Source organism: Erwinia phyllosphaerae, from assembly GCF_019132875.1.
GTDB classification, from domain to species: Bacteria; Pseudomonadota; Gammaproteobacteria; order Enterobacterales; family Enterobacteriaceae; genus Erwinia; species Erwinia phyllosphaerae.
Genome location: NZ_JAHSPF010000003.1, coordinates 443,835 through 466,846, shown reverse-complemented (window position 1 = coordinate 466,846; position 23,012 = coordinate 443,835). Strand labels below are relative to the sequence as shown.

General features: G+C 58.5%; 21 protein-coding genes. 14 read left to right on the top strand and 7 right to left on the bottom strand.

Annotation, left to right across the window (positions count from 1 at the left end; translation table 11 throughout):
- Nucleotides 1-20: 20 nt before the first annotated feature.
- Complete coding sequence (gene ytfQ, locus KUE00_RS08160) at nucleotides 21-977, bottom strand: galactofuranose ABC transporter, galactofuranose-binding protein YtfQ (RefSeq protein WP_246759236.1); 957 nt, start codon at nucleotides 975-977, stop codon at nucleotides 21-23.
- A 524-nt stretch (nucleotides 978-1,501) separates the two neighbouring features.
- On the opposite strand from ytfQ, the gene ydgT reads away from it, so the two are divergent.
- The 14 genes from ydgT (at nucleotide 1,502) to KUE00_RS08090 (ending at nucleotide 16,710) form a co-directional block, all read left to right on the top strand.
- Nucleotides 1,502-1,717 (top strand): transcription modulator YdgT, encoded by a 216-nt coding sequence (gene ydgT / locus KUE00_RS08155; protein ID WP_246759234.1) that lies wholly within the window; start codon nucleotides 1,502-1,504, stop codon nucleotides 1,715-1,717.
- Nucleotides 1,718-2,099: 382 nt separating this feature from the next.
- Nucleotides 2,100-2,681, top strand: coding sequence for an electron transport complex subunit RsxA (gene rsxA, locus KUE00_RS08150; RefSeq protein ID WP_246759233.1), 582 nt, complete (start codon nucleotides 2,100-2,102; stop codon nucleotides 2,679-2,681).
- Nucleotides 2,681-3,256 (top strand): electron transport complex subunit RsxB, encoded by a 576-nt coding sequence (gene rsxB / locus KUE00_RS08145; protein WP_246759232.1) that lies wholly within the window; start codon nucleotides 2,681-2,683, stop codon nucleotides 3,254-3,256. Before rsxA ends, rsxB begins: the two co-directional genes overlap by 1 nt.
- Entirely contained in the window at nucleotides 3,249-5,915 is a 2,667-nt protein-coding gene (gene rsxC / locus KUE00_RS08140; RefSeq protein WP_246759231.1) for an electron transport complex subunit RsxC, read from the top strand. Before rsxB ends, rsxC begins: the two co-directional genes overlap by 8 nt.
- A complete protein-coding gene (gene rsxD, locus KUE00_RS08135; RefSeq protein WP_246759229.1) occupies nucleotides 5,916-6,977 on the top strand; it encodes an electron transport complex subunit RsxD in 1,062 nt (353 codons plus the stop codon).
- Entirely contained in the window at nucleotides 6,977-7,606 is a 630-nt protein-coding gene (gene rsxG, locus KUE00_RS08130; RefSeq protein WP_246759228.1) for an electron transport complex subunit RsxG, read from the top strand. Before rsxD ends, rsxG begins: the two co-directional genes overlap by 1 nt.
- Nucleotides 7,599-8,294: an electron transport complex subunit E gene (locus KUE00_RS08125; protein WP_246759227.1), complete on the top strand. Its 696-nt coding sequence runs from the start codon at nucleotides 7,599-7,601 to the stop codon at nucleotides 8,292-8,294. The genes rsxG and KUE00_RS08125 overlap by 8 nt, the downstream gene beginning before the upstream one ends.
- Nucleotides 8,291-8,923, top strand: coding sequence for an endonuclease III (gene nth / locus KUE00_RS08120; RefSeq protein ID WP_246759226.1), 633 nt, complete (start codon nucleotides 8,291-8,293; stop codon nucleotides 8,921-8,923). Before KUE00_RS08125 ends, nth begins: the two co-directional genes overlap by 4 nt.
- Nucleotides 8,924-9,016: 93 nt before the next feature.
- On the top strand, nucleotides 9,017-9,934 hold the full coding sequence (locus KUE00_RS08115) for an aminoimidazole riboside kinase (RefSeq protein ID WP_246759225.1): 918 nt from the start codon (nucleotides 9,017-9,019) through the stop codon (nucleotides 9,932-9,934).
- Between the two features lie 116 nt (nucleotides 9,935-10,050).
- Entirely contained in the window at nucleotides 10,051-11,637 is a 1,587-nt protein-coding gene (locus KUE00_RS08110) for a carbohydrate porin (RefSeq protein WP_246759224.1), read from the top strand.
- Nucleotides 11,638-11,665: 28 nt separating this feature from the next.
- On the top strand, nucleotides 11,666-13,039 hold the full coding sequence (locus tag KUE00_RS08105; protein ID WP_246759223.1) for a sucrose-specific PTS transporter subunit IIBC: 1,374 nt from the start codon (nucleotides 11,666-11,668) through the stop codon (nucleotides 13,037-13,039).
- Nucleotides 13,036-14,436, top strand: coding sequence for a sucrose-6-phosphate hydrolase (locus KUE00_RS08100; protein WP_246759222.1), 1,401 nt, complete (start codon nucleotides 13,036-13,038; stop codon nucleotides 14,434-14,436). Before KUE00_RS08105 ends, KUE00_RS08100 begins: the two co-directional genes overlap by 4 nt.
- A gap of 28 nt (nucleotides 14,437-14,464) precedes the next feature.
- A complete protein-coding gene (locus KUE00_RS08095; RefSeq protein WP_246759221.1) occupies nucleotides 14,465-15,469 on the top strand; it encodes a LacI family DNA-binding transcriptional regulator in 1,005 nt (334 codons plus the stop codon).
- A 74-nt stretch (nucleotides 15,470-15,543) separates the two neighbouring features.
- Entirely contained in the window at nucleotides 15,544-16,710 is a 1,167-nt protein-coding gene (locus KUE00_RS08090; RefSeq protein WP_246759220.1) for an MFS transporter, read from the top strand.
- 12 nt (nucleotides 16,711-16,722) lie between these two features.
- Here KUE00_RS08090 and KUE00_RS08085 read toward each other — a convergent pair whose 3' ends face one another.
- Genes KUE00_RS08085 through KUE00_RS08060 form a run of 6 tightly spaced genes read right to left on the bottom strand, consistent with a single transcriptional unit; the run spans nucleotide 16,723 to nucleotide 23,006 of the window.
- Entirely contained in the window at nucleotides 16,723-17,373 is a 651-nt protein-coding gene (locus tag KUE00_RS08085) for a methionine ABC transporter permease (RefSeq protein WP_246759219.1), read from the bottom strand.
- Nucleotides 17,357-18,433, bottom strand: a complete 1,077-nt coding sequence (locus KUE00_RS08080; RefSeq protein ID WP_246759218.1) for a methionine ABC transporter ATP-binding protein — start codon at nucleotides 18,431-18,433, stop codon at nucleotides 17,357-17,359. Before KUE00_RS08080 ends, KUE00_RS08085 begins: the two co-directional genes overlap by 17 nt.
- Nucleotides 18,433-19,224, bottom strand: coding sequence for a MetQ/NlpA family ABC transporter substrate-binding protein (locus KUE00_RS08075; RefSeq protein WP_246759217.1), 792 nt, complete (start codon nucleotides 19,222-19,224; stop codon nucleotides 18,433-18,435). The genes KUE00_RS08080 and KUE00_RS08075 overlap by 1 nt, the downstream gene beginning before the upstream one ends.
- Nucleotides 19,221-20,597, bottom strand: coding sequence for an LLM class flavin-dependent oxidoreductase (locus KUE00_RS08070; protein WP_246759216.1), 1,377 nt, complete (start codon nucleotides 20,595-20,597; stop codon nucleotides 19,221-19,223). The genes KUE00_RS08075 and KUE00_RS08070 overlap by 4 nt, the downstream gene beginning before the upstream one ends.
- Entirely contained in the window at nucleotides 20,594-21,790 is a 1,197-nt protein-coding gene (locus KUE00_RS08065; protein WP_246759214.1) for an SfnB family sulfur acquisition oxidoreductase, read from the bottom strand. Before KUE00_RS08065 ends, KUE00_RS08070 begins: the two co-directional genes overlap by 4 nt.
- 10 nt (nucleotides 21,791-21,800) lie before the next feature.
- Nucleotides 21,801-23,006 carry an SfnB family sulfur acquisition oxidoreductase gene (locus tag KUE00_RS08060; protein ID WP_246759213.1) on the bottom strand — a complete coding sequence of 402 codons (1,206 nt, stop codon included), beginning with the start codon at nucleotides 23,004-23,006 and terminating at the stop codon, nucleotides 21,801-21,803.
- Nucleotides 23,007-23,012: the final 6 nt, after the last annotated feature.

Genomic DNA, 23,012 nt, shown 5'->3' with positions numbered 1-23,012 from the left:
GGCCAGCGGGCGGCAGATGATCAGTAGCCCATGCCCTTTTTCTTATCCAGCTGCGCCTGCGCGTCGGCCGGAAGGAAAAGTCTCGATTCGGTTTTAATGATTTTTGGCGGCATGGTGCCGTCTTTGCGGAATTTATCCAGCGCGTCAAAGGCCGGGCCGGCCATATCTGGCGTCAGCTCAACGTTGGCATTGGCTTCACCGGCCAGCATGGCTTTATAAATATCCGGTACGCCGTCGATAGAGCCGGTAAGAATATCTTTACCCGGTTTTAATCCGGCTTCTTTAATAGCCTGAATCGCGCCGATGGCCATATCGTCATTATGGGCATAAACCATGCAGATATTTTTGCCGTTATTTTCCGCCTTGATAAAGCTTTCCATCACCTCTTTACCTTTGCTGCGGGTAAAATCGCCTGACTGTGAGCGGACAATTTTAATACCGGGCGCATTACTGATAGCTTCGGCAAAACCTTTTTTACGATCTATTGCTACGCTGGCACCCACGGTTCCCTGCAGCTCTACGACGTTACAGGGTTTGCCCGCGCGCTCTTTTACCAGCCAGTCGCCTATCAGCTTGCCTTCCAGCACGTTATCCGCCGTCACCACGGACATATAGAGCGATTTATCTTTGACCACGATGGCGCGGTCCAGCAAAAAGACCGGGATCTTTGCTTCCTTCGCCTCTTCCAGCACCGGCTCCCACCCTGTCTGCACTACTGGCGCAATAAAAATAGCGTCGACCCCCTGAGCAATAAAGGATCGTACAGCTTTAATCTGGTTTTCCTGTTTTTGCTGGCCGTCGGCGATCTTCAACGTAATACCGCGCTTTTGCGCCTCGCTTTTCGCCATGCTGGTTTCCGCCGCGCGCCAGCCCGATTCTGAACCTACCTGAGAAAAGCCCACCGTCAGGCTTTCCGCCAGGGCGGTGCCGCTCAGCGTTGCGCCGATAAGCGTGGTTAAAAGTAAACGTTTCCACATAATGTCTGTTCCTCTGACGGGCGTTATTAACCGGAGTGTGTTTCCGGCTAATCGTGGCTCAGCCGCAAAAAAACATTTTCGACAATGCTCACAAAACTTAGCAAATAAAGGCGCTTATAAAATTCTCATTGCGCGAAGCGTTTGAAGAATATGGATAAAACCTCTGCGGCCGCTGGCCCTTCTTGTTAAATAAATGTAATAAACATAAGCGCTTATCGCTCGGCAATATGAAAGCGATTACAAGCAATGGGTGACTATCTGTCACGGCGGATAAGCGGGGACGGCAGAAAGCAAAATGCTAATTTGTGAGCCGGAACACATTAAATGCAACCAACAATTAACATTGCTTCCATTCGATAACAATTGACGGGTAAATGATATTTAAAGTCGACAAAAGCGGGTATGAAAATACGGAAATACCTTACTCTTTATTCTGAATTTACTGCTATTTTGCATTTTCTACTATAGACAGCATGCCGCCTGGTCATATACTAAAACCTCGTAATTCTTACATAATGGCAACCATGACAGTTCAAGATTATCTGTTGAAATTTCGCAAAGTGAGTTCTCTGGATACGCTGGAGAAACTTTTTGACCATCTCAATTATTCCCTGACGGACAGTAAAGAGATTATGGATATGTATCGCGCCGCCGACCATCGCCGTGCTGAACTGGCATCCGGTGGCCGTCTGTTCGATCTTGGCTGCGTGCCAAAATCCGTCTGGCATTATGTGGTTTAAATTTTTCTCTCCTGACTCTGCTCCAGACAAACCGGTTTTCTGCAACGCCGGGCCGTTCCCTGGCCCTCACGCTTAAAAATCCGCGGTATTTTTTTATTCAGGCGGGCTGCCTGCTGTTGCGGCTCGCCTGGCCGACGTCCCGCCACCCGTTTCGGTTTTCTGCCTGAACCTTCAGTGACTTCTCAATTCATTACCTATCGACAAAACAAAACCTGATGCATGGGATGACCGCTGCACGGCGCTGCTTCCTCGCTTTTAAGGTTTAAAAGTAAACAAAGATTTAATCCCCTGTGCGGTCACTGCCCCGTCAGGGCGCGCTGATGTTGTCCTCAGGCCGCGAATGACCGATAATAAGCGGCTTCTCTTTTTTTCAGGCGTAGACATGACCAACTATCTGCTTCTTTTTATCGGTACAGTGCTGGTGAATAACTTCGTTCTGGTGAAGTTTCTCGGCCTCTGTCCCTTTATGGGCGTTTCCAAAAAACTGGAAACGGCGATTGGCATGGGACTCGCCACCACGTTTGTGATCACCCTGGCCTCGATCTGCGCATGGCTGGTGAATCACCTGATCCTGCTGCCGCTCGACCTGGTTTACCTGCGTACGATGGCCTATATCCTGGTGATTGCTGTTGTCGTGCAGTTCACCGAGATGGTGGTACGTAAAACCAGCCCGGATCTCTATCGCCTGCTGGGAATTTTCCTGCCGCTGATCACCACCAACTGCGCCGTGCTAGGCGTGCCGCTGCTGAGCGTCAACCTGAACCATACCTTTTTGCAGGCCGCGCTTTACGGCTTCAGCGCTTCACTGGGCTTTTCACTGGTGATGGTGCTGTTTGCCGGTATCCGCGAACGGCTGGTGCTGGCCGACGTGCCCGCACCGTTTAAAGGCTCCTCTATCGCGCTGGTAACCGCCGGGCTAATGGCGCTGGCGTTTATGGGCTTTAGCGGTCTGGTGAAATTCTGATGAGCGCCGTCTGGATTGCTATTGCCGTATTAAGCGTGCTGGGCCTGATTTTTGGTGGCCTGCTTGGCTACGCCTCGCGCCGTTTTAAGGTAGAAGAAGACCCCATTGTCGAGCAGATCGACGCCATTTTACCGCAGAGCCAGTGCGGCCAGTGCGGCTATCCGGGCTGCCGTCCCTATGCCGACGCGGTAGGCAACAACGGCGAGCAAATCAACAAGTGCGCGCCGGGTGGCGAACAGACCATGCTGAAGCTGGCCGCGCTGCTGAACGTTGAGCCACAGCCGCTGGGCGACGAAGCCGCGCGCGAGCCGGAGCGCAAGGTCGCCTGGATCGACGAAGAAAACTGTATTGGCTGCACCAAGTGCATCCAGGCCTGTCCTGTGGACGCTATCGTTGGCGCGACCCGCGCTATGCATACCGTGTTAAGCGACGTTTGCACAGGCTGCGATCTGTGCGTTGCGCCCTGCCCGACCGACTGCATTGAGATGCGTCCCGTTGCCGTCACCACGGCCAACTGGAAGTGGGATCTACAGGCCATCCCGGTCAAAGTCATTTCTGTGGAAAGCCATGCGTAATCTGTTCAAGCTGTTTAAAAAAGAGAAGCTGTGGGATTTTCAGGGCGGTATCCATCCGCCTGAGATGAAAACCCAGTCTAACGGCGTGCCGCTGCGCCAGCTGCCGCTGCCTGCCCGGTTTATTATTCCGCTTAAGCAGCATATTGGCCATGAAGGTGAAATCCTGGTTAAGCCGGGCGATAAAGTGCTGCGCGGTCAGCCGCTGACCTTTGGTCGTGGCCGGATGCTACCGGTGCATGCGCCTTCTTCCGGTACCGTTGAAGACATTGCGCCACACATGACGGCGCATCCTTCCGCCCTGTCGGAGATGTGTATTTTTATCTCGCCCGATGGTGAAGATCGCTGGATTGAGAAAAGCCCGCAGGCCGACTACCGCAGTCTTCCTCGTGCGGAAATCGTAGAACGCATTCATCAGGCTGGCGTAGCGGGTCTGGGCGGTGCGGGTTTCCCTACCGCCACCAAACTGAAAGGCGGCCTGCGCGGCGTCAAGACTTTGATTATTAACGCGGCGGAATGTGAACCCTACATCACCGCCGACGATCGCCTGATGCAGGACTGTGCAGAAGAAGTGCTTGAAGGCAGCCGCATCCTTGGCTGGGTTTTGCAGTCCGAGCGCGTATTGATTGGCATTGAAGATAACAAGCCAGAAGCGATCGCCGCGCTGAAGAAAGCATTGGGCAGCGCGCAGGATCTGCAGATTCGCGTGATCCCCACTAAATATCCTTCCGGGGGCGCAAAGCAGCTGACGCAAATCCTTACCGGCCTGGAAGTGCCGCACGGCGGGCGTTCAACGGATATTGGCGTTCTGATGCAGAACGTCGGTACCGCTTACGCCGTAAAGCGCGCCATTATTGATGGCGAGCCGCTTACCGAGCGTGTGGTTACGCTGACCGGCGAGTCCGTGAAAAAGCCCGGCAACGTCTGGGGACGTATCGGCACGCCAATCAGTCACCTGCTGCGCCAGGCCGAGTTTACGCCAGCACAGGGACAGATGGTGGTGATGGGCGGCCCGCTGATGGGCTTTACGCTGCCCACGCTGGATGTCCCGGTGGTGAAAATTACCAACTGCATTCTGGCCCCTTCCGCCAGCGAAATGGGCAATAGCGAAGAAGAGAAATCCTGTATTCGCTGTAGCGCCTGCGCCGATGCCTGCCCGGCCGCACTGCTGCCGCAGCAGCTTTACTGGTATAGCCGCGGCGGCGATCACGATAAGGCGCGCGAGCACAATATCAACGATTGTATTGAGTGCGGTGCCTGTGCTTACGTCTGCCCAAGCAATATTCCGCTGGTACAGTATTACCGGCAGGAAAAAGCGGAGATCCGCGCTATTGACCTGGAAGCGGAGCGTACTGCTCAGGCAAAAGCGCGTTTTGAGGCGCGCCAGGCTCGTCTTGAGCGTGAGAAGCAGGCGCGCGAAGCGCGTCACCAGCAGGCGAAACGCACTGTTGGCCAGCGCGACCAGGGCGAAATTGACGCCGCGCTGGAGCGGGTAAAAGCGAAGCAGACAGCCAGTCCGGCGGCTGACGCTCAGGAAGCCGACAGCGCCGCAGCGGTTGCGCAACGTGAAGCGCGCCACGCGCTGGCCCGAGCGCATCAGGCAGAGACGCAGTCTGAAACCGAACCCGCTACGCGTCAGGCGGAAGATCCGCGCAAAGCGGCTGTGGAAGCCGCCATCGCGCGGGCTAAGGCGAAGAAGGCCGCTGCGCCAGTGGAAGCAGCAGCCGAAGCACAGGCGGCGACACCAGACGCACCGGCCAGCGCGCCTGCTGACCCGCGTAAAGCGGCTGTCGAAGCCGCCATTGCGCGAGCTAAGGCGAAGAAAGCGGCAGCGGCAAACGCTGCGCCAGCTGCGGCCGAAGCGGAAGCGCCAGCCGAAGCACAGGCGGCGGCACCAGACGCATCGGCCAGCGCGTCTGCTGACCCGCGTAAAGCGGCTGTCGAAGCGGCTATCGCGCGGGCTAAGGCGAAGAAAGCGGCGGCGGCAAATGCAGCGCCAGCGGCGACCGAAGCGGAAGCAGCAGCTGAAGCACAGGCGGCGGCACCAGACGCATCGGCCAGCGCGCCTGCTGACCCGCGTAAAGCGGCTGTCGAAGCCGCCATTGCGCGAGCCAAGGCGAAGAAAGCGGCAGCAGCAGCGGCAAACGCTGCGCCAGCGGCGACCGAAGCGGAAGCGCCAGCCGAAGCACAGGCGGCAACACCAGACGCATCGGCCAGCGCGCCTGTCGACCCGCGTAAAGCAGCTGTCGAAGCCGCCATTGCACGGGCTAAGGCGAAGAAAGCGGCGGCGGCGGCAAACGCTGCGCCAGCGGCGACCGAAGCGGAAGCAGCAGCCGAAGTGAAGGCGGCGGCACCAGCCGCACCGGCCAGCGCGCCTGCTGACCCGCGTAAAGCGGCTGTCGAAGCCGCCATCGCGCGGGCTAAGGCGAAGAAAGCGGCAGCAGCAGCGGCAAATGTTGCGCCAGCTGCGGCCGAAGCGGAAGCGCCAGCCGAAGAACAGGCGACGGCATCAGCCGAAGCACAAGCGGCGACAGCAGCCGAAACGGCCAGCCCGGAACATATACCTTCGTCAGAGCATGACGATCCCCGCAAAGCGGCAGTGGCGGCGGCCATCGCTCGCGTTAAAGCGCGCAAGGCGCAGCATTCTACGCAAGAGGATTAAATGGCTTTTCGCATCGCTAGTTCGCCCTACACTCATAACCGCCGCAGCACCAGCACCATCATGCTGCTGGTGCTGGTCGCGGCCATTCCGGGGCTGGCCGCCCAGTGTTACTTTTTTGGCTGGGGCACGCTGATTCAGGTTGCTATTGCCGCCGTCGCGGGCCTCGCTTCCGAAGCGGCCATCCTGAAGCTGCGTAATCTGCCGCTGGGTAAAACGCTGGGCGACAATTCCGCTCTGCTGACCGCGCTGCTGCTGGGTATCAGTATTCCGCCGCTGGCCCCCTGGTGGGTTATCGTTGTCGGTACCGTGTTTGCCGTCGTCATCTCTAAACAGCTTTACGGCGGCCTTGGGCAGAATCCGTTTAATCCGGCCATGGTTGGCTATGTAGTACTGCTGATCTCTTTCCCCGTACAGATGACCAGCTGGCTGCCGCCTGATTCGCTTCAGTCCATCACGCCCAACTTTTTTGACTCGCTGAACATGATCTTCCATGGCATAACGCTCGACGGTCACAGCATGCAGCAGCTGCAAACCGGCATTGATGGCGTCAGCCAGGCCACGCCGCTGGATACCTTTAAAACCGGGCTGCGCGCCGGACACAGCGCGCAGCAGCTGCTGGCCCAGCCAGTCTACAGCGGCGTCATTGCCGGACTGGGCTGGCAGTGGGTCAACGTTGGCTATCTGCTCGGCGGCCTGTTTTTACTGTTTACCCGCAGCATCCGCTGGCATATTCCGGTCAGCATGCTGGCAGCGCTGGCGCTCTTTGCCACCGTGGGCTGGTTCTTTTCACCAGAAAGCCTGGTTTCGCCTGCTATCCATCTGTTTTCCGGCGCAACCATGCTGGGAGCCTTCTTTATCGCGACCGATCCAGTAACGGCCTCTACTACCAATAAAGGCCGCCTGCTTTATGGCGCGCTGATTGGCCTGCTGGTGTGGCTGATCCGCAGCTTTGGCGGCTATCCGGACGGCGTGGCTTTTGCGGTGCTGCTGGCCAATATCACCGTGCCGCTGATCGATTACTACACGCAGCCGCGCGTTTACGGCCATCGTAAGGAGAAGTGATGCTGGATGCGATTCGTAAAAACGGCGTAACGCTGGCGGTGTTTGCTGCCGTGACCACCGGTTTGACGGCGGTCATTAATACCGTTACCAAACCGACTATTGAACATCAAACGGCGGTACAGCAAAAAGTCCTGTTAGATCAGGTTGTGCCGCCAGAGCTGTATAATAATCACATTCAGCAAGAGTGCTACCTGGTGACCAGTCCGGCGTTAGGTAGCGGCGTTCACCACCTTTATCTGGCGCGTAAAGATGATAAGCCAGTGGCGGCAGCGGTTGAGACAACCGCGCCCGACGGCTATTCTGGTGCTATCCAGATGATTGTCGGCGCGGATTTTAGCGGCAAAGTGCTGGGCGTACGCGTGGTTGAACACCATGAAACGCCGGGCCTCGGCGATAAAATTGAGCTGCGTATTTCTGACTGGATTGAAAGCTTCAGCGGCGTAAAGCTGCATGGTAAAGATGATCCGCACTTTGCGGTAAAAAAAGACGGCGGCGATTTCGATCAGTTTACGGGGGCGACCATCACCCCGCGCGCGGTAGTCAACGCTGCAAAACGCGCTACGCTGTTTGCTGAAACCTTGCCGGCGCAGCTCGCCTCGCTGCCAACCTGTGGAGACTCCAATGAGTGAAGCAAAAACCCTGCTAATCGGCGGGCTATGGAAAAATAACTCGGCGCTGGTACAGCTGCTGGGCCTTTGTCCGCTGCTGGCGGTGACCTCGACCGCCACCAACGCGCTGGGCCTGGGCCTGGCGACCACCATGGTGTTGACCTGCACCAACAGCGCCATTTCCGCCTCGCGCCGCTGGGTGCCGGCCGATATCCGTATTCCGATTTACGTGATGATTATCGCTGCCGTGGTGAGCTGTGTGCAGATGCTGATCAACGCCTATGCTTACGGGCTGTACCAGTCGTTAGGCATCTTCATCCCGCTGATTGTGACCAACTGCATCGTGGTAGGCCGCGCCGAGGCGGTAGCCTCGCGCAGCAGCGTGCCTTTGTCCGCGCTGGACGGCCTGGCTATTGGCCTTGGCGCCACCAGCGTGATGGTGGTGCTGGGATCGCTGCGTGAAATCATCGGCAACGGCACCATCTTCAACGGTGCCGATCAGCTGCTTGGCCCGTGGGCAAAAGTGCTGCGTATCCAGGTGGTGCATTTTGATTCACCAATGCTGTTGGCTATGCTGCCGCCGGGCGCGTTTATCGGTCTGGGCATGCTGCTGGCCGCCAAATATATGATCGATAAGAAAATGAAGGCGCGTGCGGCTTCTAAAGCAGCTCAGGAAAGCCTGCCGAAGGGAGAACCGAGTACGCTGTGAACAAGGAAAAGCGCCACGAAATTTTAGTCCGGCTGCGCGATAACAATCCGCATCCCACCACGGAACTGGTCTATACCTCACCTTTTGAACTGCTGATCTCCGTGCTGCTTTCCGCGCAGGCCACGGACGTCAGCGTCAATAAGGCGACGGCGAAGCTCTATCCGGTCGCCAACACGCCCGCCGCTATTTTGCAGCTGGGCGTGGACGGCGTGAAGGAGTACATCAAAACCATCGGCCTGTTTAACAGCAAGGCGGAAAACGTTATCAAAACCTGCCGTATTCTGCTGGAGCAGCACGGCGGCGAGGTGCCGGAAGATCGCGCCGCGCTGGAAGCGCTGCCTGGCGTAGGCCGCAAAACGGCTAATGTGGTGCTGAATACGGCGTTTGGCTGGCCGACTATCGCCGTCGATACCCATATTTTCCGCGTCTGTAATCGGACGAATTTTGCGCCCGGTAAGAATGTCGAGCAGGTTGAAGAGAAGCTCCTGAAAGTGGTGCCGAAAGAGTTCAAGGTCGATTGCCACCACTGGTTTATTCTGCATGGCCGCTACACCTGTATCGCCCGCAAGCCGCGCTGCGGCTCCTGCCTGATTGAAGATCTGTGCGAGTATCGCGAAAAAACGGATTAGGCTGCGCAACGGCTGCCCCGCTTTTTCAGCCATCGGAGATTGCCAATTTCGCTAAAGCGGTTTAGCTTACCGTAACTATTTACGGGAGGCGCAATGAAGAGAGTCTGGGTTTTAGGTGATGCGGTCATTGACTTACTGCCGGAAAGCGACGGCCTGCTGCGGCAGTGTCCCGGCGGTGCACCGGCGAATGTTGCGGTTGGCGTAGCGCGCCTGGGTGGTAACAGCGGTTTTATTGGCCGGGTGGGCGGAGACCCTTTTGGCGCGTTTTTACAACAGCAGCTCCAGGAAGAGCAGGTTGATATCAGTTTTATGCGCCAGCTACCGGCACAGCGTACCTCTACGGTGGTGGTCGGCCTCGATCGGCAAGGCGAACGAACCTTTACCTTTATGGTGCGCCCTTCTGCCGATCTTTTTTTAACGGAGCAAGACCTTCCTGATTTTTCTCACGGCGAAGCCCTGCACTTTTGCTCTATCGCCCTCAGCGCCGAACCTTCACGCAGCGCGGCATTCAGCGCCGTTGAACGCATTCATGCTGCCGGGGGCTGGGTAAGTTTTGACCCTAACCTGCGCGAGGATTTCTGGTCCGATCGGCAAGAAATGCAGCGGATAATGGACAAGGTGCTTAGCGTAGCGGACGTGATCAAGCTTTCTCTGGACGAGTTACAGCTGCTGACCGGCGAACAGCAAACCGACACGGCGCTGGCGGCCTTTAGTTCGCGTTTTCGTCCGGCGCTGCTGCTGATCACGCTGGGTCGCGAAGGCGTTATCGTCTGGCATAAGGGAAAAACCACGCATTTTAGCGCTTCTCCGGTTGAGGTGGTTGATACCACTGGCGCAGGCGATGCCTTTGTCGCCGGATTGCTGACGGGCTTAATGCGTGAGAAAACCCCTCTGCAACCGGAAAACCTCACTGAAGTGATTGGCCTGGCGCAGCAGTGCGGCGCGCTGGCGGTGACGGCAAAAGGGGCGATGACGGCCCTGCCTCGCGTTCAGCAGCTGGAAAAGTGCTAAGCAGTTCACATTTACTTAACAGCAAAGCAGAAACTGATTGAAAGCGCGGAGTCAGTTTCTCTATTCTCCTGATCGAACCGGTTTAGCTAAACGGGCAATCCTCTGGAGAATAACCAATGAAAGTCACCCCCCTTGCGCTGGCCGTCGTGGCGGCGCTGTCGGTTTCCGGGCAAAGTATGGCGGAAACCGACCTCAGCACCATTGAAAAACGGCTAAATCAGCTTGAAGCACGCGTGAAAAAAGCGGAAACGCGGGCAGACCGGGCAGAAAAACGCGCTCGGCTGGCGGAAGAACGGCTGGCACAGGCGCAGCCAGCCGTAGCCGTACCCTCTGCTTCAGCCCCTTCTTCGGCGCAAACCTCAGCTCAGGTAGCGTTGCCCACTGGCCCACAGCCACCGGTTGAGCCTTCAGCAGAAAAACAGCGGGCCACGGCTGCCGCTAAACCGGTTGCAGAAAAGACGCTGGCAGACGGCTTTGAATTTCACGCCTATGCCCGTTCCGGCCTGATTATGAATGATTCCGCTTCCTCAACCCAAAGCGGCCCTTATCTGACGCCAGCGGGCGAAACGGGCGGCGCGGTCGGTCGTCTGGGCAATGAAAACAATACTTACGTCGAAGTTAACCTTGAACATAAAACAGAGCTGGCAAACGGTGCGACCACGCGCTTCAAGGTCATGTTGGCTGATGGACAGAGCGACTATAACGACTGGACGGCAGACAGCAGCGATCTCAACATTCGTCAGGCCTTCGTTGAACTGGGTAATCTGCCCACCTTTACCGGCATGTTTGATAACACCACGCTGTGGGCCGGTAAGCGTTTTGACCGCGACAACTTTGATATTCACTGGCTTGATTCCGACGTTGTGTTTCTGGCCGGAACCGGCGGCGGGATTTATGACCTGCACTGGTCAGAAAACGTCAAAAGCAACTTCTCTGTATATGGCCGTAACTTTGGCGATATCGAAACTATCGATAACACCATTCAGAACTACATCGTTACGGCCAACACCTTTAGCGGCCCTTTGCAGTTCATGCTCAGCGGGCTGCGCGCCAAAGATAATGACCAGCGGATCAACAGCGCGGCACGTAGCGATAACGCGGGCGACAGCGGCGTTCACGCCATGCTTGCCTGGCACGGCGACAGCTTCTACGGCCTGCGTGAAGGCCAGTCGAAAACCGCGCTGCTCTATGGTCATGGCCTGGGCGCGGAAGTAAAAGGTATCGGCTCAGACGGTAACCTGACGGGCAGCGCCAATACGTGGCGGCTGGCTTCCTACGGCATGACGCCGTTGAATAAAACCTGGAGCCTTGCACCCGCGCTGCTCGCCCAACAGAGTAAAGATCGCTATATCCAGGGCGACGACTATCGCTGGGTAACCGCCAACGCCCGCGTTCTGCAACAAATCAACGAGAACTTTATGCTGGCCTACGAGGGCAGCTATCAGTACATGGATCTCAATCCTGAAGGCTTCAAAAGCCGACAAAACGTTAGCGGCGGTTTCTACAAGCTGACCTTCGCGCCCACCTTCAAGCCCGGCGATATCGGCGAATTTTTAAGCCGACCGGAAATCCGCTTCTTTGTCAGCTGGATGGACTGGGATCGCGCGTTAGACCGCTACGCCAGCGATGACGCTTTCGGCACCAGCGGCTTTACCGCCGGCGGCGAATGGAATTTTGGCGTTCAAATGGAAACCTGGTTCTGATCGAGAACCTTTTAACCCGGGGTATAAGATGAATTTTGATAAAATTGCCAGCGCGCTACTGCCGCTGCTTGGCGGTAAAGAAAATATTGCTTCCGCCGCGCACTGCGCCACGCGCCTCAGACTGGTGCTGGTTGACGACAGCCTTGCGGATAAAAAAGCCATCGGCGAGCTGGAAGGCGTAAAAGGCTGTTTCCAGAATGCGGGTCAGATGCAGGTCATTTTTGGCAGCGGCATCGTTAATAAAGTGCATGCTTCTTTTATTCAGATCGCCGGTGCCAGCGAAGCCAGTAAAAGCGAAGCCGCAGCGGTGGCGGCCCGTAAACTGAATCCGGCGCAGCGCATCGCCCGGCTGCTGTCCAATATTTTTGTGCCGATCATTCCCGCCATCGTTGCTTCCGGCGTGCTGATGGGCCTGCTGGGCATGATGAAAACCTATGGCTGGGTAAATGCAGGCAGCGCGCTGTTTGTGATGCTGGATATGTTCAGCTCGGCGGCCTTTATCATTTTACCTGTTCTGATTGGCTTTACCGCCGCGCGTGAATTTGGCGGCAATCCTTATCTGGGAGCAACGCTGGGCGGCATCCTTACCCATCCGGCGTTAACCAATGCCTGGGGCGTGGCGGGTGGCGTAAAAACCATGAGCTTATTCGGGCTGGACATCGCGATGGTCGGCTATCAGGGAACCGTTTTCCCGGTGCTGCTCGCGGTCTGGTTTATGAGCATGCTGGAAAAAAGATTGCGGCGAATGGTGCCGAACGCGCTGGATATTATCGTTACGCCATTTCTAACGGTGATTATTTCCGGCTTTGTGGCGATGCTGATCATCGGCCCGGCCGGGCGCGCGCTGGGCGACGGTATCTCGCTGGTGTTGAGCACGCTGATCGCCCATGCGGGCTGGCTGGCCGGGCTGCTGTTTGGCGGACTCTATTCGGTGATTGTGATTTCCGGCGTTCACCACAGTTTTCATGCTATCGAAGCTGGCCTGCTGGGCAATCCCCATATTGGCGTTAACTTTTTGCTGCCCATCTGGTCGATGGCAAATATCGCTCAGGCCGGTGCCTGCCTGGCCGTGTGGTTTAAAACCCGCGACGTTAAAATTCGCAGCATCGTCCTGCCCTCCGCGCTATCCGGCATGCTGGGCATTACCGAAGCGGCCATTTTTGGCGTAAATCTTCGTTTTATGAAGCCCTTTATCGCCGGTATTGTCGGCGGGTCAGTCGGCGGCGCTTTTGTCGTGCTAATGCACGTGGGCATGACGGCGGTTGGCCTGACCGCCCTGCCCGGCATGGCGATTGTACAGCCCGGCTCGCTGCTCTCCTATATCATCGGCATGGTTCTTGCCTTCAGCGTCGCTTTTACGCTGTCGCTGCTGTTGAAATATAACGTTGAGGAAAAAGCATGACGGAAGCGCAACTGCTTAACCGCGCGCTGCAAGCGGTAATGAACCGCCATACGGGCGAAGATCCGCATCGTCCGGCCTGGCATCTTTCGCCTCAGGTCGGCCTGATGAACGATCCCAACGGCTTTATCCAGCTTGCCGGCGTCTGGCACCTTTTTTATCAGTGGAATCCGCTGGCCTGCGCGCACGGGGCAAAGTTCTGGGGACACTGGCGCTCGGATAACCTGCTCGACTGGAGCCACGGGCCGCTGGCGCTGGCTCCCGCTGAGGCCTATGAAACGCACGGCTGCTATTCCGGCTCGGCAGTATCAGATAACGGCACCCTCTCCCTTATTTATACCGGCAACGTTAAATTTAAGGATGGCCGCACCGCCTGGCAATGTCTGGCAAGGATCAACGCCGCAGGTGAGGTAACGAAAGCCGGTCCGGTAATCAGTCTGCCGGAGGGGTATAGCGGGCACGTTCGCGATCCCAAAGTCTGGCGACATAACGATGTCTGGTACATGGTGCTGGGCGCGCAGAATCTGGCCCGGCAGGGCAAAGTGCTGCTTTATCGCGGGCAGACGCTACAGGAATGGACGCTGCTGGGCGAGATGGCGGGCGCACATCTTAACGGCCTGGCGGATTTTGGCTATATGTGGGAGTGTCCGGATCTTTTTCCGCTGGATAACAAAGAAGTACTGATAGTGTGCCCACAAGGGCTGGCTGCGCAGGAGAAAGCATGGCTGAACACTTACCAGAGCGGCTATTTTATCGGCAAGCTGGACTATGAGGCGGCCAGCTTCAGGCATGGTGACTTTGCGGAACTGGACCACGGCTTTGAGTTTTACGCGCCGCAAACCACGCTAAGCGACGACGGACGCAGGATGCTGGTGGGCTGGATGGGCGTGCCGGATGAGGATGAGTTTTATCAGCCGACTATCAGCCAGGGCTGGATCCATACCATGACCTGCCTGCGTGAGCTGACGCTGGAACAGGGCAGGCTACGACAGCGTCCGGCCAGAGAGCTACAGCAGCTACGCCAGCAGCATGCTGGTTTACAGAACGTGGCCGCTTTGCTGCCTGAGCTGGCGATAGGCCAGGCGGAACTCAAAATCGTCCCGACAGGAAACTGGTCAGCCTGCTTCGGCAACCTGCTCTGGCTACGGTGCAGTGAAGAAGGTCTTCAGCTTAGCCGACGGAACCGGCGCAGCGGCGAGACCGAGCACCGCTACTGGCAGGGTAAGGTTATGGCGTTAGAGATTCTTTGCGATCGTTCGAGTATTGAAATTTTTATTAACGATGGCGAAGGCGTGATGTCGGCGCGCTATTTTCCCGCTGGCCCACCCACGGTGGTCTGGCACGGAGAGGCCACGCTAAGCGTTGATTACTGGCAACTCAGGTCGTGCATGGTAGTATAACGCGCTCAGCCATCACCGTGAAAAGACCGTGAATAAGCCTAAACGCGTAACCATCAACGATATCGCCAGCATGGCCGGCGTCTCTAAGTCCACCGCCAGCCTGGTGCTTAACGGCCGGGGAAAAGAGCTGCGCGTCGCGGAAGCAACTCGCCTGCGGGTAACCGAAATTGCCCGCATGGCGAACTATCAACCCAGCATCCACGCCCGCGCCCTTAATGCCTCCCGCAGTCATACCCTTGGGCTGGTGGTGCCGGAAATGGCGAACCACGGTTTTGCCACTTTTGCCTATGCGCTGGAAACGCTGTGCCGCGACGCGGGCCTGCAGCTGCTGATTGCCTGCACCGATGAGAACAGCAGCCAGGAAACGCTGGCGGTGAATAATCTGATCCAGCGTCAGGTCGACGGGCTGATTGTCGCTTCCAGCCAGCTTAACGACAACGAATATCAGCAGCTCACTAAGCAGCTGCCGGTGCTGCTGTTTGACCGCCATCTGGGCGAATCGGCCCTGCCGTTAGTGATTTCAGAATCCATCGACTCCACGACAAAACTGGTTGAGCCGATAGCCCGTGAAGTGAGCGAATTCTACTTCTTCGGCGGTCAGCCGCGCATTTCCCCTACGCGCGACAGGCTGGCGGGTTTTCGTCAGGGGTTGCGGCAGGCGGGGCTGGAGGAAAAGCCGGAGTGGATAATGCACGGTCACTACAACGCCAGCTCGGGTTATGAGATGTTTGCCGAACTGGTCATGCGGCTGGGTCGCCTGCCGGAAGCGCTCTACTGCGCGGCCTGCGGTCTTCAGGAAGGCGTCTTGCGCTATCTGAGCCAGCATCATTTGCTGGCTGAACCGATCAGGCTATGCAGCTTTGACGATCACTATCTCTATGACGCGCTGTCGGTAAAAATCGATACGGTAATGCAGGATAATCGCCAGCTCGCCTGGTGCTGTTTTGAAACCATGACCGCGCTTATCGACGGCAAACCGCTGGAAAAACCACAAATTTATCTGCCTGCGCAGGTGAAACGACGGGCGAAGTAAGCGTGAACCGTGTCGGCAAGTTTTAGCTATAGTAAATCCATCTCTGTTCCACTGATTCTGGAGTATTACTGCCCATGCCCGACTACGCCGACACGCTGAAGGAAAACGCCACCAGAGAAACGCCTGCCAGGCGTGAGCAAAACGCCACGCGAATTATGTTTTTTGTGGCGGGCTTCGCCACCGCTGGCTGGTCCGCGCTGGTGCCCTTCGCCAAAATGAATACCGGGGTTAACGACGGGACGCTGGGGATGCTGCTGCTCTGCCTGGGGGTCGGCGCGCTGGTAGCGATGCCGCTGACCGGCTATTTGACAACCCGCTTTGGCTGCCGGGCGGTAATGACTCTCGCCACGCTGGCTTTCTGCCTGATGCTGCCTTTGCTGGCGATCCTGCCCAGCCCCGCGCTACTGGCGCTGGCGCTGCTGATTTTTGGCATGGGCGTAGGCACCACCGACTGCGCGATGAACGTGCAGGCGATCCTGGTAGAAAAAGCCGCGCCGGTGCCGATGATGTCTGGCTTTCATGGTTTTTACAGCCTTGGCGGCATTGCGGGCGCGGGTGCGGTCAGCGGCATGATGTCGAGCGGCCTGACGCCGTTCGGGGCCAGCATGGTTGCGGCTATCTTTTCGGTGCTGCTGTTGGCTTACAGCTTTCGTGGTCTGCTTACCTGGGCTAATCCGCCGGAAGGCCCGGCCTTTGCCTTGCCAAAAGGCGCGGTGCTGACCATTGGCGCCATCTGTTTTGCCGTATTCCTGGCGGAAGGCACGGTGCTGGACTGGAGTGCAGTGTTCCTGACTGAACATCGCGCCATGCCGGAAACCCTGGGCGGGCTGGGCTTTGCCTTTTTTGCTACCGCGATGACCGTTGGCCGCCTGACCGGCGACCGCATCGTCGCGCGCTTTGGCCGTGAAAAAGTGGTGTTGCTGGGGGCGCTGACTGCCGCTGCCGGTCTGGCGCTGCCGGTGGTGATCCCTTCCTGGCAGTTCGCGCTGGTCGGCTACCTGCTGATCGGTATCGGCTGCGCCAACATCGTGCCGGTGATGTTTACCGCCATTGGCCGTCAGAAAAGTATGCCGCAGGCCACGGCCGTGCCTGCCATGACCACGCTGGGCTATATCGGCGTGCTGGCTGGCCCCGCCAGTATCGGCTTTATCGCCCACGTCAGCTCGCTGCCCATCGCCTTTCTGATGGTGACCGCGCTGCTGCTGGCGGTGGCGCTGCTGTCACGGCGGGTCAGCATGTAACCCCTTCCGAACCTAACGGCGATTCAGCCTTTTAGAGAGGCGGTCGCCGCAAAACTGCAGCACTGTGACCAGCGCCACCAGCACCACAATCACCGTAACCATTACCTGGGTATCAAAACGCTGATAGCCATAGCGATAAGCCAGGTCGCCCAGCCCACCCGCCCCGATAGCACCCGCCATCGCGGAAGCGTTGATCATGGTAACCAGCGTGATGGTAAACCCGCTGATAATGCCCGGCCGGGCTTCCGGCAGCAGAACGTGCCAGATAATATGCCAGCGGCGAAAGCCCATCGCCTGCGCAGCCTCGACTAACCCTTTGTCCACCTCGCGCAGGCTGACTTCGGCAATGCGCGCAAAAAACGGCGTGGCCGCCATCGTCAGCGGCACCACGGCTGCCCATACGCCATAGCTGGTGCCGACAATCAGTCGGGTAAAGGGGATCAGCGCCACCATCAGGATTAAAAAAGGCACCGAGCGAAACAGGTTCACCCCCCAGCCCAACACGCGGTTGAGCAACGGGCTGGCGAACAAATTTTTCCGGTCGGTGATCACCAGCACCACCGCCAGCGGCAGGCCAAGCAACAGCGCCGCCAGCGACGAAGCGCCGACCATCATCAGCGTCTCCTGCACGCCCTGCCATAAACGTTCAATTTGCAGTGACATAGCCCAATACCTCCACGCGATCGGCCAGCTGTGCCGGAATTTTTTCTACTCTGAACGGGCTGCTGTCAGTCTTGCCCAGCAGCACCAGACGGCCGATTTGCCTGCCCTGAATCCACTCCAGCGTGCTTTCAACCAGCGTCAGCTCGTCGCCCAGCAGCGCGCTTAGCTTTGCCAGCTGCGGCAGTGCACCGCCGCCGCTATAGCCCAGGCTGATTAAAGGTCGCGATTGCCCGGAAAGCGGCTGTGCGGTCAGACGGCCCGGTAGCGCGACCGTTTCCCTGCCCGGATTCAGCAGCTGGCGCGTGGTCTCGTGCTGCGGATCGCCATAAACCTGCCAGACCGGCCCCTGCTCTACAACCTCGCCTTTATCCAGCACCGCAACCTGATGGCAGAGATCGTGGATCACCGCCATTTCATGGGTAATCAGCACGATAGTAATCCCCTTTTGCCGGTTGATTTCGCGCAGCAGCGCCAGCACCGAACGGGTCGTTTCCGGATCCAGCGCCGAGGTCGCCTCGTCGCACAGCAGCAACCGCGGATCGTGCACCAGCGCGCGGGCGATGCCGACGCGCTGCTTCTGGCCGCCGGAAAGCTGCGCGGGCCAGGCCGTCGCTTTTTCAGTCAGCCCGACCAGCGCCAGCAGCTCGTCGGCTTTTTGCCGCCGCTGCGCCTTTGGTACGCCCGCGACCCGCATCGGTAACTCTATATTTTCCCTGACCGTTTTCGCCGACAGCAAATTAAAGTGCTGGAAAATCATGCCGCTACTGCGTCGCCAGTTCACCAGCTCGCTTTCCGTCAGGCTGCCGATATCCACGCCGTCAATCACCACGCTGCCCGCCGTCGGCTCTTCCAGCCGATTAAGGCAGCGGATCAGCGAAGATTTGCCCGCGCCGCTGCGGCCAATGATGCCGAAGATGGTGCCGCGCTCAATTTGCAGCGTAACCTGATGCAGCGCGTCAACCTGCTGGCCCGGATAGCGCTTGCTCAGCGCGGTGACCCTGACATGCTCATCCACCGCCGGCTGCGGCGCTTCCTCCTGCGGCCAGTTTAGCATCGCCATCACTGACGCCAGCCCGGCTGATAAAGCTTGCCGTAGAAGCGGTCAAGGCTGGCGCGAACGACCGGCGAGTGCTGATAAATCGCGACAAATTTTTTCAGGCGCGGATCGTTCTGATGTCCGTCGCGGATGACGAACTGGATAACGTACTCGGGATGCTCAAGGCCATCAAACAGCAGCGCCTTGTTAGGATCGATAACGCCCGAAGCGCGCAGGTAGTGCGGATAGCCCTGCGCCAGATCCACCTCTTCCAGCGAGCGCGACAGCTGCACCGCTTCCACCTCAAGAATTTTCAGATGTTTTGGATTGGCCACAATGTCATCCACCGTCGACTTCAGTCCCGCGCCCGGCCGGAGCTGAATCAGCTTCGCTTTCTGGAGCAACAGCAGGCCGCGCGCGCCGTTAATCGGATCGTTAGCAATGGCAACGGTGCCGCCGTCCGGGATCTGCGTCAGGCTGCTGTGTTTTAGCGAATAAAGCCCCACGTTGTTAATAATGGCTGGCGCATAGCTCACCAGATGAAAACCGCCCTGCTGGTTAGCGTTATCCAGAAACGGCTGGTGCTGGAACAGATTGACGTCGATATCGCCGTTTTCGACGCTGACGTTGGGCGCTGTCCAGTCGCTGAACTCAATCAGCTTAACCTCAAGCCCCTGTTTTTTTGCTTCCGCTACCGCCGTTTCCAGCGGCGGCGCGAAGGCTGAAGTGGTGCCCACCTTCAACGGCCCGCTGTAGTCTGCGGCGGCGGCCAGCGTGGACAGGCCCAGCAGGCCAGCCAGAATCAGTGCTTTCATCGTTTGTCCTTATGGTGAGAGGCAGCATCCACGCGCCAGCGAGCCGCCGGATGGCGCTGCGGCAGGCGGGAATCGCCGAAAAGTTTATTTCTGAGCGGGCCGGGCTGATAGGCCGTTTTGTAGCGTCCGCGCTGTTGCAGCTCCGGCACCACCAGCTCAATAAAATCGAGATAGCTTTGCGGGTTGAGGATGCGGGTCAGGTTGAAGCCATCAATATCCGCCTCGTCCAGCCAGCGGATTAGCTCGTCCGCCACCTGTGAGGGATCGCCAACGATGACCGTATAGCGGCCGCCCAGCGCGTGCTGCTCCAGCAGCTGCCGCCGCGTCCAGCCGTCATAGGCTTTGCTGACCGATTCAATAGCGCGCGTGGCGCCACCACCAATCGGTTCGTCCAGCGCGAACTGCGCCAGATCGACGCCGATCGAGCTGGAAAAGTGGGCGACCCCGGCCTCCGGGCTGGCGTAACGCAGGTACTCGCGGTATTTCTCCTGCGCTTCTCGGGCCGTGGCCGCGACGATAACCGAAATACCCATAAATATTTTGACGTCATCCGGCTGGCGACCTGCCGCTGTCGCTGCCTGCCGTAATCTTTTTGACTGCGCCCGCATCGCCTGCGGCGTACTGCCGTTAACAAAGGTGCATTCCGCATGGCGAGCGGCAAAATCAATCCCGCGCGCCGAGCTTCCGGCCTGAAACAGCAGCGGCGTGCGCTGGGGAGAAGGCTGTGACAGATGATAGCCATCCAGCTGATAAAACTCGCCGTGATGGTGTATCGGATGAATTCTGGCGGCGTCGGCATACCGGCGACGCTCCCGATCGTTGACGACGGCGTCCTCCTCCCAGCTCCCTTCCCACAGCTGATAGCTGACGTCGAGAAACTCGTCGGCGCGATCGTAGCGGCGATCGTGTGCCAGCAGCTCGCGCTCGCCCGTGGCTCTGGCCGCGCTGTCCAGATAGCCGGTCACGATATTCCAGCCGATACGGCCTTTGGTCAGATGATCCAGCGTGGAGAAGCGTCGGGCAAAGGCATAGGGGGTTTCGTAGCTGAGATTGGCGGTGACGCCAAAACCCAGGTGATCGGTCACGCTGGCCATCGCCGAAACCAGCATCAGCGGATCGTTGACCGGCAGCTGAATCGCTTCGCTGGCGGTCAGCATAATGCCCTGCTGGTAAACGTCGTAAACGCCAATAATGTCGGCAATAAACAGCCCGTCAAACAGCCCTTTTTCCAGCGTTTTTGCCAGCTCCAGCCAGTAGCCGAGGTCGTTAAAGTCCGTTGAGCGATCGTCGGGATGCGTCCACATGCCGTGGTGGATATGGCCAACGCAGTTCATATTGAAGGCGTTAAGCAGGATCTTTTTGGCCGGTTTCATATCGTTCCCCTGCGCGGCGGCAGCACGCCGTTCAGAACATAGTTGCCGATAGCCGGATATTTCCAGCGCACCGGATCGTGCAGCGTATGCGTGCGGGCATTGCGCCAGTGGCGGTCAAGGTTGTGCTCAGTCAGCGCGGCACGGGTGCCGGAAAGCTCAAACAGCAAATTGGCCGCCGCCAGCGAACACTCGGTGGTCCAGGCTCTGGCTGCGGCAACCTTGATGGATGCTGCGGCCACGCGCTGTGCGTCCGGCTGCTGCTGCGCCTCGTCCGTCGCATAACCCGCCTCTTCCAGCAGCGCTTCGCCTGCCTGCAGACGCGCCGCCATCTGCCCTACGCGGTCAATCAGCAGCGGATCGTCGCTGGCTTTCTCTACGCCCGAGTCCGGCCACGGCCTTGCCCTGGTACGAATAAAATCGAGCATGTCGTTAAACGCCGCGCGCGCAATACCCTGATCGACAGCGGCGTGCATAATCTGCGCCACCGGCCCAACCGTGGTTGGCCGCTCAAAAGCGCTTTGAAAAGGCACGATATCCTCTTCCTCGACGCTGACATCCTTAAACGTCACCGTGCCGCTGCCGGTCGTGCGTTGCCCAAATCCGCGCCAGTCATCGCTGACGTCAGCCTGCTGGCGCGGCACAAACACCAGCTGTTCTTTGCCTGCGGCATCGCGCGCGGCGGTGGGAATGCGATCGGCAAACAGCGCGCCGGTAGCGTAAAATTTTTGACCGTTGAGCCGCCAGCCGTTGCCGTCGTGCAGGATTGATGTAGAGCGAAGATGCGCGGCCTGCGTGCGAAATTCCGCCAGCGCGTTGCCCAGATGAACGCCCTGCAATACCTCCTGATAAAGGCGCTGCTGTTGCTGTTCGCTACCGTTCACGCGCAGGACTTCCAGCGCATAGAAGTGGTTTTGCGGGATTTGACCGATGGCGGCATCCGCTTCGCTGAGAATAGCGATAACCTGTGCCAGAACGCTGGTCGATACCGCCGCGCCACCGAAGCGGGCTGGAACGGTAATCGCGCCCAGACCGGAGGCGAACAGCGTCACCAGCTCCTCATGGGGAAGCTGCCGTTCGCGGTCGCGTTGGGACGACTGTTCGCGGAAATGCTGCGCCAGCTCGCGGGCGACGGCAAGCGCCTGGGCCGCAGAAACCAGTCTGGCGGCGGGCCGTTTGGGGGTTACCTGACTCATGACTTCTTCCTTAAATCCAGGCATGGCGCGCCGGGAAGATCGCATTAAGGTAATAGTTGCCGATAGCGTGATATTTCCAGCGCACCGGATCGTGTAGCGTATGGGTACGGGCGTTGCGCCAGTGGCGGTCAAGGTTGTGTTCGCTTAACGTGGCGCGGCTGCCGCCCCATTCCAGCAGTTTTTCGCTGACCATTAAGGCGGCGCTCGTCGTCAACACCTTCGCCTCTGCGACGGCGATGGAAGCACGCGCGGCAGCAGCCCCCTCCAGCGGCTGAAGCGCGACCTCATCCAGCGTGGTAGCGGCCCGGCGCAGCAGCGCTTCCGCTGCCTGTAACGCCGTCCAGACACGCCCCACATCCGCCAGCAGTTGCGCGTCGTCGGCGTTACGCTCCACGCCTGCATCAACCCACGGACGCGAATGAAGACGGATAAATTCACAGGCTTCGGTAAAGGCACCGCTGGCGATCCCGGCATCGATAGCCGTCTGGATCAGTTGCGACACGGGGCCGCGCAGTGAAGGTTTATCCGCCGAAGGTAGCGGCACCACCCGCGCCGGATCGACCGGCACAGCGGTCAGACGCACCGTGCCGCTGGCCGTGGTGCGCTGCCCCATTCCCGTCCAGTCGTCAACGATCTCCAGCCCCGGCGCGGTACGTGGCATAAACGCCATCACCGCTTCGCCTTTGTCATCAACGGCGGTGGTTACCACGATGTCGGCGAAAAGCGCCCCCGTGGAATAGAACTTTTCACCGGTTAAAAACAGCCCGCCCACGCGTCTGGCAAGGCGCGCCTGCACGTCGCGGGTATGACGGGTATGCTTCTCAGGGCCGCCGTTACCTAACCTCTTGCCTGCCACTATTTCTGCAAACAGCGCCCGCTGCTGCTCTGGCGTGGCGGCATCGCGGAGAAACTGAATAAGGCCAAAATGATTTTGCGGGATCTGCCCCAGCGACGGATCGGCGGCGGAGATCAGCCGAAAAACTTCCGCCACGGTACGGTACGGCAGCCCGCCGCCGCCGAATTCACGAGGTATGGAAATGCTGCCCAGCCCGCTGCGGCTGAACAGCGCCAGCGCTTCCAGCGGATAGCGGCGCTCTCTGTCGCGATGTGCGGCATCGGGTAACGCCAGTGCCGCCACCTCCCTGGCTGCGGCCAGCGCGTGCGCTTCGCTGGTTATCACCCCCGCTGGCGCCCGGTCATTTTCAGACACGCTCATACTTTG